The sequence below is a fragment of the Winslowiella toletana genome, from assembly GCF_032164335.1.
Classification (GTDB): domain Bacteria; phylum Pseudomonadota; class Gammaproteobacteria; order Enterobacterales; family Enterobacteriaceae; genus Erwinia; species Erwinia toletana_A.
Genome location: NZ_CP134152.1, coordinates 940,711 through 958,076, shown reverse-complemented (window position 1 = coordinate 958,076; position 17,366 = coordinate 940,711). Strand labels below are relative to the sequence as shown.

At 53.0% G+C, this 17,366-nt stretch carries 14 protein-coding genes; 9 read left to right on the top strand and 5 right to left on the bottom strand.

The window, feature by feature from the left end; translation table 11 throughout:
• The first annotated feature begins 20 nt into the window (after positions 1–20).
• Positions 21–713, top strand: a complete 693-nt coding sequence (locus RIN69_RS04350) for a helix-turn-helix transcriptional regulator (RefSeq protein ID WP_313855814.1) — start codon at positions 21–23, stop codon at positions 711–713.
• Positions 714–763: 50 nt separating this feature from the next.
• Here the strand turns inward: RIN69_RS04350 and RIN69_RS04345 are convergent, their stop codons facing one another.
• Genes RIN69_RS04345 through dtnK form a run of 3 tightly spaced genes read right to left on the bottom strand, consistent with a single transcriptional unit; the run spans position 764 to position 3,821 of the window.
• Positions 764–1,525 carry a DeoR/GlpR family DNA-binding transcription regulator gene (locus tag RIN69_RS04345; protein WP_313855813.1) on the bottom strand — a complete coding sequence of 254 codons (762 nt, stop codon included), beginning with the start codon at positions 1,523–1,525 and terminating at the stop codon, positions 764–766.
• A gap of 6 nt (positions 1,526–1,531) precedes the next feature.
• Positions 1,532–2,512 carry a D-threonate 4-phosphate dehydrogenase gene (locus RIN69_RS04340; RefSeq protein ID WP_313855812.1) on the bottom strand — a complete coding sequence of 327 codons (981 nt, stop codon included), beginning with the start codon at positions 2,510–2,512 and terminating at the stop codon, positions 1,532–1,534.
• Complete coding sequence (gene dtnK / locus RIN69_RS04335) at positions 2,505–3,821, bottom strand: D-threonate kinase (protein ID WP_390902497.1); 1,317 nt, start codon at positions 3,819–3,821, stop codon at positions 2,505–2,507. Before dtnK ends, RIN69_RS04340 begins: the two co-directional genes overlap by 8 nt.
• Positions 3,822–4,003: 182 nt before the next feature.
• Between dtnK and RIN69_RS04330 the strand changes: the two genes are divergently transcribed.
• The 6 genes from RIN69_RS04330 to RIN69_RS04305 all read left to right on the top strand — a co-directional run bounded on the left by RIN69_RS04330 (position 4,004) and on the right by RIN69_RS04305 (position 9,942).
• Positions 4,004–5,152, top strand: a complete 1,149-nt coding sequence (locus RIN69_RS04330) for an iron-containing alcohol dehydrogenase (protein WP_313855811.1) — start codon at positions 4,004–4,006, stop codon at positions 5,150–5,152.
• Between the two features lie 15 nt (positions 5,153–5,167).
• Entirely contained in the window at positions 5,168–6,052 is an 885-nt protein-coding gene (locus RIN69_RS04325; protein ID WP_313855810.1) for a dihydrodipicolinate synthase family protein, read from the top strand.
• A gap of 87 nt (positions 6,053–6,139) precedes the next feature.
• A complete protein-coding gene (locus RIN69_RS04320; RefSeq protein ID WP_313855809.1) occupies positions 6,140–7,555 on the top strand; it encodes a sodium:solute symporter family protein in 1,416 nt (471 codons plus the stop codon).
• Position 7,556: 1 nt separating this feature from the next.
• On the top strand, positions 7,557–8,735 hold the full coding sequence (locus RIN69_RS04315) for a sialidase family protein (protein WP_313855808.1): 1,179 nt from the start codon (positions 7,557–7,559) through the stop codon (positions 8,733–8,735).
• 50 nt (positions 8,736–8,785) lie between these two features.
• Complete coding sequence (locus tag RIN69_RS04310) at positions 8,786–9,268, top strand: YhcH/YjgK/YiaL family protein (RefSeq protein WP_313855807.1); 483 nt, start codon at positions 8,786–8,788, stop codon at positions 9,266–9,268.
• Complete coding sequence (locus tag RIN69_RS04305; protein ID WP_313855806.1) at positions 9,265–9,942, top strand: SDR family NAD(P)-dependent oxidoreductase; 678 nt, start codon at positions 9,265–9,267, stop codon at positions 9,940–9,942. Before RIN69_RS04310 ends, RIN69_RS04305 begins: the two co-directional genes overlap by 4 nt.
• Positions 9,943–10,019: 77 nt before the next feature.
• On the opposite strand, the gene yacL is transcribed toward RIN69_RS04305, so the two are convergent.
• Positions 10,020–10,382 carry a protein YacL gene (yacL, locus tag RIN69_RS04300; protein WP_313855805.1) on the bottom strand — a complete coding sequence of 121 codons (363 nt, stop codon included), beginning with the start codon at positions 10,380–10,382 and terminating at the stop codon, positions 10,020–10,022.
• Between the two features lie 200 nt (positions 10,383–10,582).
• Positions 10,583–13,180, bottom strand: a complete 2,598-nt coding sequence (gene acnB, locus RIN69_RS04295) for a bifunctional aconitate hydratase 2/2-methylisocitrate dehydratase (RefSeq protein WP_313855804.1) — start codon at positions 13,178–13,180, stop codon at positions 10,583–10,585.
• A gap of 429 nt (positions 13,181–13,609) precedes the next feature.
• On the opposite strand from acnB, the gene RIN69_RS04290 reads away from it, so the two are divergent.
• Complete coding sequence (locus RIN69_RS04290; protein ID WP_313855803.1) at positions 13,610–14,011, top strand: hypothetical protein; 402 nt, start codon at positions 13,610–13,612, stop codon at positions 14,009–14,011.
• A 569-nt stretch (positions 14,012–14,580) separates the two neighbouring features.
• Positions 14,581–17,265 (top strand): magnesium-translocating P-type ATPase, encoded by a 2,685-nt coding sequence (gene mgtA, locus RIN69_RS04285; RefSeq protein WP_313857594.1) that lies wholly within the window; start codon positions 14,581–14,583, stop codon positions 17,263–17,265.
• The last annotated feature ends 101 nt before the right edge of the window (positions 17,266–17,366 follow it).

Here is a 17,366-nt window from a genome sequence, read left to right as displayed (position 1 = left end):
GTCATGGAGCAAGGATCGCAATGAGCACAACGTTAAAGGATTCGTTGCAGATGTTAATTCGCTTTTGGGAAACAAGTTGTGAGCCCTGGGGAGCGAAAGATAACCAATCAAGATTTATTTACGCCAATAAAAAATATTACAGCTTACTGGCACTGCCGGCACAATATTCGGTTGAGGGCAGGCTGGATGGCGATCTGCCCGCCCCAACCGCCGATTTTCAGGATGCCTTCCAGAATCACGACCGTATGGTCGAGCGTCTGCTCGACCGTGTGACCTCAATAGAAATCCACCCCTTTGAAAATAGACCGTGGCTGCAACCGTGGTTTTTCGATAAGTATCCGCTGATTGATGAACACGGTGTTTGCCAGGGAACGATTTTTCATGGCAGGCCAGTAGACAATCTGATCCTGACCAGCCTGAATAAGATCAAGTTACCCGAATCGCTGGTATTCACTCCTCCCTCGCCACTATTCAGTAAGCGTGAATGGGAGGTGCTGTTTTACATTCTGCACGCTTTTTCCAGCATGGAGATTGCAAGCAAGCTGCACTTATCGCCACGAACGGTGTGTAATATCACCCAAAGTATCTATAAAAAAGCCGGGGTCAACTGCAAACGGGGCATTGTGGAATATTGTCACGATAATAAAATCAGCAATTATATACCGCAGAGTTTTTTTGAGATTTGCCAGTCTCTGCCGCTGATTAGTGATTAATCAGAACAGCAGCGCAGGCATCGGACGTCGTATCACACCTGCGCGCCTGGTCAGCTGGTCAGCGTCAGCTGAAATGCCTGCGCATCGAGCTCCTCTCGGATATCCGCTTCCAGATGCTTGTCGGTCACAATATCGGTCAGGGTCTGCAACGGTGAAACGCAAAACAGCGACCAGGAGCCGTACTTACTACTGTCTGCCAACAACACGCGCCGCCGTGAGTTGATCAGCAGATCCTGTTTTAACCCGGCTTTCTCTTCCGTTGGCGTGGTGATGCCTTTCTCCAGACTCCAGGAGTTACAGCTGACAAAGGCGATATCCGGATAAATATTGCGTAACAGGCGACGCCCATGATCGCCAATACAGGACTGGCTGGAATCATCAATGCGGCCACCGATGATAGTCACTTCGATCTGTTTGAATTCAGAGAGAAACAGCGCGATATGCAGATCGGCGGTAATCACGCGTAACGGCAGATGGGTCAGCTGACGCGCCAGCTCCAGCATAGTCGTACCGGCATCCAGCACTACCGCATCACCGGCTTTAACAAAGCTGGCGGCGGTATGGGCAATGGCCTGCTTTTCAATCAGGTTACGCTGCAACTTCTCCATGGTGGTCGGCTGCGCCGGAATAAAGCGATTCAGCGTCACCCCGCCATGCGTTCGACTGATCACCCCTTCCTGGTCCAGCTTAATCAGGTCACGACGAATAGTGGCTGGCGATGCAGAAATCGCGGCAACCAGCTGTTCAACAGTGACCAGATTATGACTTTTCAGATAATCCATAATCTGATCGAGGCGACTTTGTCCCTTCATATTTCCCTATGCTAGCTGCATCGCAAGTTGGATGGAAATCGCCATGCTCTCAGACTTCGCTTTACCTGTCCAGGCAATATCAAACGCCGTGCCATGGTCAGCCGAGGTGCGAATAAATGGCAGCCCGGCAGTAATATTTACCCCATCGTAGAAGCCCAGCAATTTTAACGGAATATGCCCCTGATCGTGGTACATCGCCACCACCATGTCATACATTCCTTCATAACACTGCAGATAGACGGTATCCGGCGGGCACGGGCCATAAACATTTATTCCTTGCGCCTTCATCGCCTCAACTGATGGCCCGACAATGGTAATCTCTTCATCACCAAACAGACCGTTTTCGCCCGCATGTGGATTGACTCCCGCCACCGCAATCCGTGGGTTCTGGTAACCGACACGCTTCATAAAGGTATCGGCCATACCAATTACCGTTTCCACGCGTTCGCGGCCCAGCGTATCAAGGAATTTACGCAGCGCGATATGGGTCGTGACGTGAATGACTTTCAGACGGTCGGTATACAGCACCATCGCGTAATCTTTGCTGTCAGTCAGCTTCGCCAGCAATTCCGTATGGCCAGGGTAGAGATGCCCGGCGGAATGCAGCGCTTCTTTATTTAGCGGTGCGGTGGCAATCGCCTGAACTTCACCGGCCATCGCCAGTTCGGTCGCGCGCTTAATGCAGCGATACGCTAAATCACCGGCGGCAGACTGCACGACTCCCGGCTGTAGTGACTCAGGATCGGCCAGCGGTTCATCAATAATATTGATAATACCCGCAGCAAAATGAGCATCAGTGACCTTATCGATTACCCGCAGCTCCACCTGCGGCGTGATATTTAAACTCAGCACCCGACGCAGGGTGCTGGCGCAACCCACTACCACCGCGGATGCCCCAGACAGCTCGCCTTCAGCCAGTGATTTAATAATAATTTCCGGTCCGATACCTGCCGGATCGCCCATGGTCACCGCGATAATTTTACTCACTCGACTTCTCCTCAATAAAACGAATAATTTCTACCAGCGTGTTTTCATCGCCAAAGCCACCGGCCTTGGTCATCACCAGCATGTCTTGATACGCATTAAGCAGGTGGCCATAAGGTACACAGCCTGCCACCTGCCCGTTAATCTGGAATCCACTGGCACCTAAGCGTCGGGCAATCGCCAGCGCCACATCGCCGCCAGAAAGATAAAGTCCTGCCGGCTGCACCTGCTGCAAAATCCCGGCCGTCAGTTCCGCCAGCTGCTGACAAATTTTTTCACCCAGCTGTGCCCGCGACAGCTGGTGTTGCTGGCAGAGCCCGGCAATGCTGTGGCGCTGTTCGGGCTGCTGGCCGGTACGCATTACGCAATGTCTGCCCAGTTGCAGCGCGCTGACCGCCTGCTTAAGCCAGCTGCAGCTGTCAGGCCAGGCCGGTTGCTGGAACAGCTGCTGGACGTCAATATCGATCAGTGCCAGCGGATGCTGCGCCTCAAGGCGGGCGATTTGCTGACGGGATATCTCACTCATCGAACCAATCACTGCCAGCAGCGGCGCAGCCGGACGACGGCTCAGCATCGCCGCCAGCGCATCGCTTAATCCGGCGGCACCCGCCAGTAACGGTTTTTCTGCCAGCTGCGCCGCTGCCTGCATCACCCGCTTAATATCGTTATCAGATTCGGCATCCACCACCAGTAAGCGCGTACCCCGTTCGATCTGCTGTTGCAGACAGCTGAGCAATTGCTCCGACCTGACCTTATCCAGCGTCAGCACGGCACCCGTCAGGCTGCTTTGCGCCTGAAGTCGGGCGAGAATGCTGGCATCGCTGACCGGCGTTTTCGGATCGCTGGCAAATTCGGTTTCCGTCAGCAGGCGTCCATCAACCCGACACAGGCCATCACGCGTGGTGCGCGCCAGCCTGGGCACCGCTGCCACTACCAGCGCCAACGGCTTACCGCTGGCCAGCAACGCCGCTTCAATCTCCGCACCGGGATTACCGCGTAAGGTGGAATCAATTTTTTTAAAAATCCAGCCGTGCTGCGAGGATCTGGCGGCGATCTCTGCGGCTTTGCGGGTGCGATCGGCCGCCTGCTGCGCACCCAGTGCGCGGCTGTCAGTGTTAATCACCCACACATCTGCCCGCTCGCGATCAATCGCGCTGTCACTGTCGAACAGCACGTTGACCCGCGCACCCGCCCGGGCCAGCCCGGCACCAGCGTCATTGGCACCGGTAAAATCATCAGCAATCACCCAAACCGGTGTATTCCACTGCGTCATCTGCTCTCCATCAGGATTGATATTGATTGTTACCATCATGCCACACAACCCGATAATGATTATATTCAATCATGATTGATTATATGTGAGCAAGATCAAATTAATTGAAATCAATATGTCTTATAAAATAACCAGCATATGTGATGCATGTCGGACAGAAATGACGAATTAAAATCATCAGCGATCGAAAACTGCGGTCGTCAGGAGCAAAGGCATAAATAATGAATATCAACAGCACCGTTATCAGCGGCTACCAGGCACTTAATGACATCAGCTACCTGCTGGAGGATAAGCAGAACGTACTGCTGGTGACGGACAAAAATATCGTGGCGATTCCGGCGGTACAGTCGATCATTACCCGTGTTAAAGCACAGGTGGCGCAGCTGATCATCATTGACAGCGTGCCACCCGAGCCAAGCCAGCATGATGTCGCCGCGATTGTTGCGCCGCTGGATGCTGTCAGTATTGATATGGTGGTCGGCATTGGCGGCGGAAGCGTGCTGGATGTCGCCAAACTGTTGTCAGTGCTGTGTATCGAAAACGCACCCACGCTGCAGGAGCTGCTGGCAGGCGAAAAGCCGCAAACGCGCACGCCAACACTGCTGATTCCTACCACCGCAGGCACCGGTTCAGAAGCCACCCCGAATGCCATTCTGGCCATCCCGGAGAAAGAGACCAAAGTCGGCATTATTTCTCCAGTGATGCTGCCGGATTTCGTTGCACTGCTGCCGGAGCTGACCACCAGCATGCCGGCCCATATTGCTTCCTCCACCGGTATCGATGCACTTTGCCATCTGATTGAGTGCTTCACTGCCACCGTCTCCAATCCGGTTAGCGATAACTACGCGTTAATCGGCATGAAAAAGCTGTTTACCAGCCTTGAAGCCACCGTCGCGCAACCAGAAAATCTGCGCGCGCGTCTCGATATGCTGTGGGCTTCTTACTACGGTGGCGCGGCGATTGCTCACGCCGGTACGCATCTGGTGCACGCCATGTCTTATCCACTTGGCGGCAAATATCACATTCCGCACGGCGTCGCCAACGCCATTCTGCTGGCACCCTGCATGCGCTTTGTTCGCCCGGCAGCGGTGAGTAAATTTGCTCAGGCCTATGACCTGTTACCCGACGCAGACCCGGCGCTGAGTGAAGAAGAAAAATCCCACGCGCTGGTTGATTACTTCGTTGCGCTGGTTAAACGCCTGAAGCTGCCTGCCAGCCTGGATGAACTGGGCATTAATGCCGATCACCTGCCATATCTGGTGGAAGCCGCACTTGATGTCCAGCGACTGATGAAAAATGTGCCGACAGCGGTCAGCGCTGATGATGTGCGGAACATCTATCTGACACTGTTTCCGACCCTGAATCACTGATACTACGAGGATCTCATGAGCAGAAAAATTGACGGCGTACTCACCGCCATCGTCACCGCCTTCGACAATGACGGTGCATACAACGCCAGCGCGATGCGCCTGCAGATTCAGCGTCAGTTGCAGGCCGGTAACGGTATCTTTTGCGGCGGCACCAACGGCGAATTCTTTGTGCTGAACAAGCAGGAGAAGCTGGCGGTCACCGAGACCTGCGTCGATGAAGTTGCGGGCCGCGCCGCAGTTGTTACCCATATCGGTGAAATTTCTACCCGGGAAACCATTCGCCTCGGGAAGCAGGTAGCAAAACTGGGTGTTGATGCCGTGTCGGTTATCACGCCTTATTTTGTCCCGTTAAAGCAGCCAGAACTGATCGCGCATTATCAGGCGGTCGCCGATGCGCTGGAAGTGCCGCTGTTCCTCTACAACATCCCGGCGCGTACCGGCAATACGCTGCATCCAGACAGCGTCCGCACGCTGGCCGCGCACCCGAATATTATCGGTATTAAAGACAGCGCGGGCAGCTATGAAAGCCTGCAGGGTTTTCTGCAGGCGGCAGAGGGAATCGATAACTTTAACGTGCTGAATGGCCCAGACTCGCTGATCCACCAGGGCTTTATCGACGGCTGTTCAGCCTGTATTTCCGGGCTGGCCAACGTTGCGCCGCAGCAGATAAACGCCATCTGGGCACGGTTTAACGCCGGTGATATTGAGGGTTCACGTCAGGCGCAGGAAAACGTCACCGGCTTGCGTACCGATCTCTACAGCGTCGCCTTCTCACCGGCGGCGGTGAAAAAAGCCCTGACGCTGATGGGACATAACGTTGGTGAAAGCCGTTACGCGGTGCAGTTCAGTGCAGAAGACGAACAACGTATTCGTCAGATTGTGAATCAATATCTGCAATAAAAATCATAACAAGTCATTTTCCGATTACGAGAAGCGGGTGCTGCTTGCCAACACCCCAGGGTTCATTACGTCCATTGAGAGGCTGAAATGAAAGAATTTACCGCTGAAGATACGCTGATAATTATTGGTATTGTCGTTGCGTATATCCTGCTGACCACCTGGTTAACTTATCGCTTAAGAAGTAAAAGTTCGGGCGATTTTATGGAAGGGTCGCGCGCAATGCCGGCCTTTATTGTCGGCGTAATGCTGATGTCGGAATATATCGGTGCTAAATCGACCATTGGTACTGCCCAGGCGGCATTTGAAAATGGCTTTGCCGCCTCATGGTCAGTTATTGGTGCCGCGATTGGTTTCCCGATTTTTGGCCTGCTGCTGGTTAAACGAATTTATAACACCGGAAAAATTACGATTTCCGGTGCGATTGCCGAAAAGTACGGCACCTCAACCAAAAATATTATCTCACTGATTATGATTTATGCCCTGCTGCTGGTAAACGTCGGTAACTACGTTAGCGGTGCGGCGGCGATTTCTACGGTATTAAAAGTGAATCTGCCGGTGGCGGCGTTTATTACCGCCATCGTCAGTACTTTCTATTTCGCCTTCGGCGGCATGAAAGGCATGGCATGGGTGACATTGCTGCACAGTGCGATTAAATACTTCGGCATACTGGTGATTCTCGGCGTGGCATTGCATATGACCGGCGGCATTACGCCAATGGTGCAGGAAATGCCTGATTTCTACTGGACCTGGGACGGTAATATTGGTGCCAGCACCATCGTTGCCTGGCTGATCGGTACCATCGGATCGATTTTCTGCACCCAGTTTGTGATTCAGGCCATCTCATCCACCAAAGATGCGGCATCGGCGAAACGCGCCACCTGGATTGCCTTCCTGTTTTGTCTGCCAATTGCCATTGCTATCGCCATTATCGGCGTGGCTGCCAAGTATCTGCACCCGGATATTGATAGTCTGTATGCGTTACCGGTGTTCCTGCAGGATATGAGTCCATGGCTGGCGGGCATTGTCACTACCTCACTGGTGGCATCGATTTTTGTCAGCGTCAGTACCGTAGCACTGGCGATCGCCTCACTGATCGTAAAAGATTTCTATGTGCCCTACCGCAACCCGACGCCAGAACGCGAGTTTAAAATGACCCGCTGGCTGTCTCTGGCAATTGGCTTTGCGCCGCTGATCTTCGTGCTGCTGGTGCCGGAAGTCCTGAAGTTATCCTTCTTTACCCGTGCCATCCGCCTGTCGATTTCGGTGGTTGCGGTAATTGCCTTCTATCTGCCGTTCTTCAAAAGCGCACGCGGTGCCAACGCCGGTCTGATTGGTGCCTGTGTTATGACCTCGGTATGGTATCTGCTGGGCGATCCTTTTGGTATCAACAACATGTATATCGCACTGGTTACGCCAGCCATCATTATGCTAATCGATCGTTTGATTCCTTCGCGTGAAGGGAACAAGAAAACTAAACAGCAAATTCAGAATAGTGGAGCCTGATATGACTCAGCAAACCGTCACCCTTGAACGCAGCGGCGTACTCGGCCAGGCCGGAGAGGATGCGCAGCAACTGACTGCGATGCTGCCTTCCGACTGCCCGCAGAATCATGCCGCCAATCTGCTGCCGTTGCCGGATGGCGATGTGCTCTGCTGCTGGTTCGCCGGCACGCAGGAAGGGATCGCCGATATCTCTATTTACTGTTCCCGGCTGGAAAAAGGCAGCGACCGCTGGTCGCCAGCGGTGAAATTATCCGAGGATCCCACCCGATCCGAGCAAAATCCGCTGCTGTTCCTCGATCCTGACAACCAGCTGTGGCTGATGTATACCGCCCAGAAATCGGGCAATCAGGACACTGCGATTGTCCGCTATCGTCAGTCAACGGATTTTGGCCGCAGCTGGGGACCGATTGCCACACTGCTCGATCAGCCCGGCACTTTTATCCGCCAGCCGGTAGTGGTGCTGAACAATGGCGACTGGCTGCTGCCGGTATTTTATTGCCGTACCCAGCCGGGCGAAAAGTGGACGGGAAATAATGACGACAGCGCGGTAAAAATTTCCAGCGATAAAGGTAAAAGCTGGCGCGATGTGGCCGTACCCGCCAGTACCGGCTGCGTGCACATGAACATTACCCTGCTGAACGACGGCACACTGCTGGCGCTGTATCGCAGCCGCTGGGCTGACGCCATTTATCAGAGCCGCTCCACTGACGGTGGCCAGAGCTGGTCTGAGCCGCAAGCTACTGAGCTGCCGAATAATAACTCCTCGATTCAGGTAACTACGCTGAAAAATGGTCATCTGGCGCTGGTGTTTAACCCTATGAGTGCCGCCGGTGCGACCGAACGTCGTACCTCGCTATATGACGAAATTGAGGATGAAGATGATGTTGCCGTGGCAGTTGAACCGCCAGTGCACACCGGGCGTAGCGCTTTCTGGGGTGCGCCACGTGCGCCAATGACGGTGGCGGTTTCCACCGATGGCGGTAAAAGCTGGCCGTATCAACGCAACCTTGATGAGGGTGACGGCTACTGCATGACCAATAACTCACAGCAGAAGCTGAATCGCGAATTCTCCTATCCGACCATCAAACAAGGGATTAATGGCGAGCTGCATATTGCCTACACCTATTATCGCCAGGCGATCAAATACGTTCGCATTAACGAACAGTGGATAACCGGTTAACCGAGCCAGCCCTGCCCGATCTCGGGCAGGGCGCTGACAGGAGGTAATGTATGATCATAGGTAATTTAACCACTCTGACGCTGGCGACCTTACCCCACTCGCTCTGGTCACTGCTTTCGCGCCCGGAATACAGTCTCGCCGCACTGCAAGCTCATGATGACGGACGCATTCAGCCGCCCAATGAGAGCTGGTTTTGTCATATTGGCCCGGCGCAAACCGCACCACGGGCAACGCGCCATACTGAGTTTCATCGGCAATATCTTGATATTCAGGTGATGCTCGCTGGCGAAGAGATAATTCATTTCTCCTGCGCTGATGCCCGACAGCAGCCAGCAGAGGAGCGTAAGCCCGACCTGTTTATCCTTGAAAATCCACAGCTGACGCAATCGATTCATCTGCGGGCCGGTGATTTTGTCACTTTTTATCCTGGTGAAGCGCATCAGGCGCTGTGCGCAGTCGATGAACCCGCCACGGTCAGAAAAGCAGTCTTTAAAATTCCACTGGCGCTGCTTAATCCCGAGGCCACGATATGAGTCGCCATGCGCTGGTGACCGGTGCCAGTTCAGGAATTGGCGCAGCTATCACCGAACGATTATTACAGGATGGCTGGACGGTAACGGGCCTGAGCCGCACGCTGATTACGCACGATAACTCTGCTTTTCATTCACTGTCGGTCGACCTGTTTGACAGCGCCGCATTAAAGCAGGCGCTGGACCCGCTGAAGCCGGTTGATGCCATCATCCATGCCGCAGGTATGATGAAAGCAGCCGCGCTGGGCGAGCTTGATGAAACCGTCAGTGAACAGCTGTGGCAACTGCATATCCGGGTGGCTGAGATACTGGCTAACCGGCTGGCACCACAGCTTCCGCCCGGTGGCCGCATTATTCTGCTTGGCAGCCGCACCTCAACCGGTGCCGCCGGACGCAGTCAGTATGTCACCACTAAATCAGCAATGAAGGGGATGGTCAGAAGCTGGGCCGCTGAGCTGGCAGCTAAAGGCGTGACGGTCAATATTGTCGCGCCGGGCGCCACCGCAACCCCCATGCTGAACCAGCCGGGACGCGAAAGCTCGCCGCCCAGGCTGCCGCCGATCGGACGTTTTATTCAGCCACAGGAAGTTGCGGAGCTGGTGAGTTATCTGCTGTCTCCGCTGGCGGGGGCGATTACCGGACAGGAACTGGTGATTTGTGGCGGAGCTTCACTGTAAGGAGGAGCCGTTTACGGCTCCCGTCGCGATGACATACAGGATGCCATTCCGACACCGGCGGCGAAATAACGCCGCCGCTACTTACCCTGTAAAAACAGACGATAGGCCGCAATCACCGCCAGAAAATCTTCCACGCCGCAAAACGACAGGCTCTCTTCATCGTAGTAATTCATGCCCTCTTCCATCCCTTCATCTTCAAAGTTCAGCTGATTGGCACGGATAATGATCTCTTCGTCATCCATCCACAGTGTGTATTCATGCCCGACACGTTGCCACTGACGCTCGCTGCCTTTAATTGCCAACACTGCGGCTTCAACTTCATCCAGTAGCGCCAGGTTCTCTTTTACTTCTTCATTAAACCAGTGGCCCACTACCTCATGCCCCATCGACATGCGAACCTTCACCACCCCGGTGACATCATGCAAAAATTCGTATTCCATACTGCGTTCCTCTGACAGCCAGACGGCCTTTTCATGCACTGCTGTTGTGCATTTTCCGCGCTTAGCGGGTAATTAATGGGGGTTAACTCGCATTATCGCAGTCTCAGAAAGGAAAAGCAGCGTTTAACACTGACCAGATAATGACGACAATAAAAAAGGAGCCTTAACAGGCTCCTTTTCAGTCGGTAACTGAACTGAATTTAGACAGCAGTCTGGAAAATCACGCTGTCCGCTTTATCAGTATACTGGCCCAGCTGGTCAAAGTTCAGATAACGGTAGGTATCCACCGCGGTCTTATCTACCTGCTCCATAAACTGCTGATACTCGTCTGGCGTGGGTAATTTGCCCAGCAGTGAAGCCACAGCTGCCAGTTCTGCTGACGCAAGGAACACGTTAGCGCCATTGCCTAAACGGTTCGGGAAGTTACGGGTTGAGGTAGATACTACCGTCGCCCCATCGGCTACGCGCGCCTGATTACCCATACAGAGTGAGCAGCCAGGGATCTCAATACGCGCTCCGCTCTTACCGAACACACTGTAATAGCCCTCTTCAGTCAGCTGAGCCGCATCCATTTTGGTTGGCGGTGCCACCCACAGACGCGTTGGCAACTGGCCTTTATGCGCATCGAGCAGTTTACCGGCAGCACGGAAGTGACCAATGTTGGTCATGCAGGAACCGATAAACACTTCGTCGATCTTCTCACCCTGCACGTCAGACAGCAGACGCGCATCATCAGGATCGTTTGGCGCACACAGGATTGGCTCTTTGATATCAGCCAGATCGATATCGATCACCGCTGCGTATTCCGCATCGGCATCACCTTCCAGCAGCTGCGGATCGTCCAGCCACTTCTGCATGCCCTGGATACGGCGCTCCAGCGTACGGCGGTCGCCATAGCCTTCAGCAATCATCCACTTCAGCAGCACGATGTTGGAATTGAGATATTCGATGATCGGATCTTTGCCGAGCTTAATGGTACAGCCGGCAGCAGAACGCTCTGCCGATGCATCCGACAATTCAAATGCCTGCTCAACTTTCAGGTCTGGCAAGCCTTCAATTTCCAGGATACGGCCAGAGAAGATATTTTTCTTACCTTTCTTCTCAACGGTCAGCAGGCCAGCTTTGATGGCATACAGCGGAATGGCGTGAACCAGATCGCGCAGGGTAATACCCGGCTGCATTTTGCCTTTAAAGCGCACCAGCACTGATTCCGGCATATCCAGCGGCATCACGCCAGTGGCTGCAGCAAACGCCACCAGACCAGAACCTGCCGGGAAAGAGATGCCAATCGGGAAACGGGTATGGGAATCACCACCGGTACCGACCGTATCCGGCAGCAGCATACGGTTCAGCCAGCTGTGGATAATACCGTCGCCCGGACGCAGTGAGACGCCACCACGATTCATAATAAAGTCAGGCAGCGTATGGTGAGTGCTGACATCAACCGGCTTTGGATAGGCTGCGGTATGGCAGAAGGACTGCATCACCAGGTCAGCCGAGAAACCGAGGCACGCCAGATCTTTCAGCTCATCGCGCGTCATCGGGCCAGTGGTATCCTGCGAACCAACTGAGGTCATTTTAGGTTCGCAGTACTGGCCTGGACGCACGCCTTCAGTACCGCAAGCGCGACCCACCATCTTCTGCGCCAGAGAGAAGCCACGGCTGCTCTCGGCAACGTCCTTCGCCACGCGGAACACATCGCTGTGTGGCAGACCCAGCGCTTCACGCGCGCGGCTGGTCAGTCCACGGCCGATAATCAGTGGAATACGGCCACCGGCACGCACTTCGTCGAGCAGCACGTCGGTTTTCAGTTCGAAGTTCGCCAGTACCTCATCGGTATCATGGTTACGCACTTCGCCCTTATAAGGATAGATATCAATCACATCGCCGGTATTCAGGTTATCGACGTCTACTTCGATCGGCAGTGCACCGGCATCTTCCATCGTATTGAAGAAAATTGGCGCGATTTTACCGCCGAGCACCACGCCGCCGCCTTTTTTGTTCGGCACGTAGGGGATGTCATCGCCCATAAACCACAGCACCGAGTTGGTGGCGGATTTACGTGAAGAACCGGTACCGACGACATCGCCGACGTAGGCCAGCGGATAGCCTTTCTTATCCAGCGCTTCAATCTGCTTAATCGGACCGACGTTACCCGCATCGTCGGGTTCGATGCCTTCACGTGGGTTTTTCAGCATCGCCAGCGCATGCAGTGGGATATCCGGACGTGACCAGGCATCAGGTGCCGGAGAAAGGTCATCGGTGTTGGTTTCGCCGGTGACTTTAAATACCGTTACGGTAATTTTTTCTGCCAGCTCAGGACGTGACAGATACCATTCAGCATCGGCCCAGGATTGCAGCACCTGTTGCGCATGCGGGTTGCCCGCTTTGGCTTTCTCATCAACATCATGGAAGCTGTCGAACATCAGCAGCGTGTGCGACAGGGCTTTCGCGGCAATCGGTGCCAGTTTGTCATCATCAAGCGCATCAATCAGCGGATGGATATTGTAACCACCCTGCATAGTGCCCAACAGTTCAACGGCTTTTTCAGGAGTAACCAGAGGAGAGGTCGCTTCGCCTTTGGCGACAGCAGCCAGGAATCCGGCTTTTACATAGGCCGCTTCATCAACACCTGGCGGAACTCGATTAATTAACAGATCGGACAGGAATTCTTCTTCACCCGCAGGAGGGGTTTTTAGCAGTTCAACCAGCGCGGCCATTTGGGAAGCATCTAACGGTTTAGGAACAATCCCTTCGGCAGCACGCTCGGCAACGTGCTTACGGTATTCTTCTAGCACGACGTTCTCCTCGCTCTCATTGTATTTGGCTTTCCGGACACCTGTTTTCACGTCGGGTGATTAACCCTCATTGTGTAGGGTAAGTGGTAAAAGTGCCCGGTTTCGCGTGGGGCAGCATATCAGGATTTCGTTTGCTTGTTAATCTGTTTACAAAAAAGCAACATTATCTGGCGCGATTTAACACCCACCGAATAAATGCGCATATCACCGTCCAGAAGCGGCCAGATTGAGTTGGATAGCCGCGCTTCAAACACGCGATCCGCTGGTTTGCACAACGGTTGTCGCATCGTTAGGGAATATCTATAACCACCGGTTATCTAAAACGCAGCTAAAAAACTGGCTAATCGTAAAATGGTCTAAAAACAGAAGCAGAGAAGCGCTGTTGACTGAAGAATGATCGCGTGAAAATTCAGATAAAGGATCTGATCAATGAAAATCGCACCGGCAATTGTCACCACTTCCCAATCCAGCCTCAGCCAGACTGCGCCCCCTGCTATCCGTACAATAACTCATAACCTGTTAACAGTGACGCAAAGTCCTGCGACTCTGGCGCCGCCAGCGGCAGAGGGACTCGCCACCTCATGGCAATATTTCCGGCCCGAAAGATATCAGTCCCGTGACGCTCAGGCATTTCAGCAAATATTCAGTTCGGCCACGCCCGGTGATTATGCACAGCGTAAGGATGAAAATATTGAAGACTGGTCTGTACGCATCAGAGAACTGCATCCCAATCTGAATATCTCTGAACTGTACCGCATCAATCACGAAGTTGAGTCGAAACACTCTCTCACCCACCGGGTTGATGACAACAAGGCCGGATCCGGCAGATAATTCTCTAATGAGATAAATGCATAGTTCAACAAACTGATAACCTTCAGACGCTTAACAGATTAAAAGCTGGACGTTGAGCTTTGGTTGAGAAAGCGTGGTTTACAGCCTGCGGGGGCGGAAGTATAGTTCGTCCCGCGAATTATTGTGGAGAAACCTTTTTTGGACAGTTACCGATCTAATTAAGGCAAGCCTGTTGCTTGCCACCCTGGCAAGCAGCGATCCCTCCGGCTCGTCTGCTTTGATAACCTGTAAACAGACGAGTATTTATCATGCTGATTTTTTTCCATACCCTTTTCCCTCCGGGCTGAAGCCCTGCCGGTTTTCTGCTGCGCCTTTGCTGCACAGCAGCCTGTTATCGATCCTGTTATTCAGGTTTTTAAGCTTATTATCACCCGGTGATAATTAAGGAGTTACCATGGACGAACACCCCAGTACGCAGCGTAATACGCGTTGCGTGGGAGTAGTGAGCTAGCTCTTTCCCCACCTGCAACGCCATATTTTTTTCACGACTATCTCACCTTGAGAGAGATTGCCGTGCGTATTATTTGGAATAAGCAGAAATGACTCAGATGATCGATATGGCGCAACAAGCGCGCAGCCAGAAAAAGTATCAAACTAAAAGCTGGCCAATTGCCAACGAGGCGCAGGTCAGCATTGACAGCACCTTTGCCACTCTTAACACCAGTCAACAGGGATTAACCAGCCAGCAGGCCGAAGTCCGTCTTGAGCAATTTGGTCTAAACCAGGTGGCGCAGGAGAAAGCCCCACACGCGCTAATTCAGTTACTGATGGCGTTTAAAAATCCGTTTATTTTTGTGCTGATGGGTCTCGCCAGCATCAGTTTCTTCACCGACTACTGGTTACCTGCTCAGCAGGGTGAAGAAACCGATCTGACTGGCGTGATCATTATGTCAGTAATGATTGGGCTGAGCGGCCTGCTGCGTTTCTGGCAGGAGTTTCGCACTAATAAAGCGGCGGATGCGCTGAAATCACTGGTTCGCACGCAAGTGACCACTCGCCGTCGTCACGCTGATAATTCCACTCCGCAGTGGATGTACGTCAATCAGCAACAGCTGGTACCGGGCGACATTATTTCAATATCAGCAGGCGATATTATTCCAGCCGATATCAAACTGATTGAATCGCAGGATCTGCTGGTCAGCCAGGCGGCGCTGACCGGCGAAGCCTTGCCTGTGGAGAAATTTTGTCTTAACGATCAACCACAAACTGCGCATGAAATTGGTGAAGGTGCCCTGCCCGGCTTGCCAAATGTCTGCCTGATGGGCACCAATGTCGTCAGTGGCCACGCCACTGCGGTGGTGGTAGCGACCGGAAATCAGAGCTGGTTTGGCTCGCTGGCAAAAAACATTGTCGGTAAACGCGCACCCACGTCCTTTGACCGTGGAGTGAACAGCGTCAGCTGGCTGCTGATCCGCTTTATGTTCATTATGGTGCCGATCGTATTTGTGATTAACGGCATGACCAAAGGCGACTGGCTGGATGCGGCACTGTTTGCGGTAGCGGTGGCAGTAGGCTTAACCCCGGAAATGCTGCCGATGATCGTCAGCACCAATCTCGCGAAAGGTGCGATGGCGATGGCACGCCGTAAAGTGGTGGTTAAACGCCTGAATGCGATCCAGAACTTTGGCGCAATGGATGTACTGTGCACTGATAAAACCGGCACTCTGACCCAGGATCATATTGCCCTGGAGCAGCACCTGGATGTACAGGGACGTCCCAGCCGACAGGTACTTGATCTGGCCTGGCTGAACAGTTACCACCAGAGCGGACTAAAAAATCTGATGGACCGCGCGGTGCTGGAATTTGCGCGTAATCGTCAGGATCTGCCGCGCAACTATCGCAAAGTCGATGAACTGCCGTTTGATTTTACCCGTCGTCGCCTCTCCGTCACCGTCAGTAATGAGCAGGGTCAGCATCAGCTGATCTGCAAAGGTGCGCTGGAAGAGATGCTGGCAATCACCACTCACCTTAGTCTTAACGGCAAGGTTGAGGAAATGACGCCAGCGTGGCGTGAGGAGATCACTCAACGCGCAGCCGAGCTCAATCAGCAAGGTTATCGTGTGTTGCTGGTGGCGACCCGCACCATGGAGCATAACAACTGGTATCAGCGCCTGAAGATTGATGATGAGCGTGATTTAACCCTGTGCGGCATGCTGACCTTCCTCGACCCGGCGAAAGAGAGTGCCGCCGCGGCGATTCAGGCCCTGCAACACAATGGCGTACAGGTTAAAATTCTTACTGGCGATAACCCGCTGATCACCGCCAAAATCTGCCGCGATCTTGGCGTTGATGCGGGTGTGCCAATGCTGGGCGATGAGATTGAACAGTTAGATGATGAGCAACTGAAGCCGCGGATAGAACTGCACACTATCTTTGCCAAACTGACGCCGTCACAAAAAGAGCGCGTCGTGACGTTGCTGCAGAAAAACGGTCATACCGTTGGTTTTCTCGGCGACGGCATTAATGATGCGGCAGCGTTACGGGCAGCGGATGTCGGTATTTCCGTCGACAGCGCCACGGATATCGCTAAAGAGTCCGCAGATATTATTCTGCTGGAAAAAAGCCTGATGGTGCTGGAACAAGGGGTACTGGTGGGTCGCCAGACCTTTGGCAATATCATCAAGTATCTCAATATTACCGCCAGTTCCAATTTCGGTAACGTGTTCTCGATTCTGGTGGCCAGCGCATTTATTCCTTTTTTACCGATGCTGGCGATTCAGCTGCTGCTGCAAAACCTGATTTACGATATCTCCCAACTGGCACTGCCATGGGATAAAATGGATAAGGAGTTCGTTCGTAAACCACGCAAATGGGACGCCAAAAACATTGGTCGTTTCATGCTGTGGATGGGGCCAACCTCATCAGTGTTTGATATCTCCACCTTCGCACTGATGTGGTACATCTTTGGTGCCAACAATGTTGATCATCAGGCGCTGTTCCAGTCCGGCTGGTTTATTGAAGGATTACTGTCGCAGACGTTGGTGGTGCATATGTTGCGCACCCAGAAGATTCCGTTTATCCAGACCCGTGCCACATGGCCCATTATGCTGACCACTCTGCTGGTGGTGATTATCGGCATAGGTCTGCCATTCTCACCGATTAACTCATGGTTTGGCCTGCAAGCTTTACCGTTAAGCTATTTCCCATGGTTACTGGCAACTCTGCTGGGATACTGTCTGCTGAGCCAGGGCATGAAACAGCTGTATATGCGTAAGTTCGGCCAGTGGTTTTAATTAGCATTTAATATTACTACGGGAGAGTGAACTCTCCCGTATAATTACATCACATTAAAATTATATCTTTAATAATTATTATTCTATTATTTTCAAATACT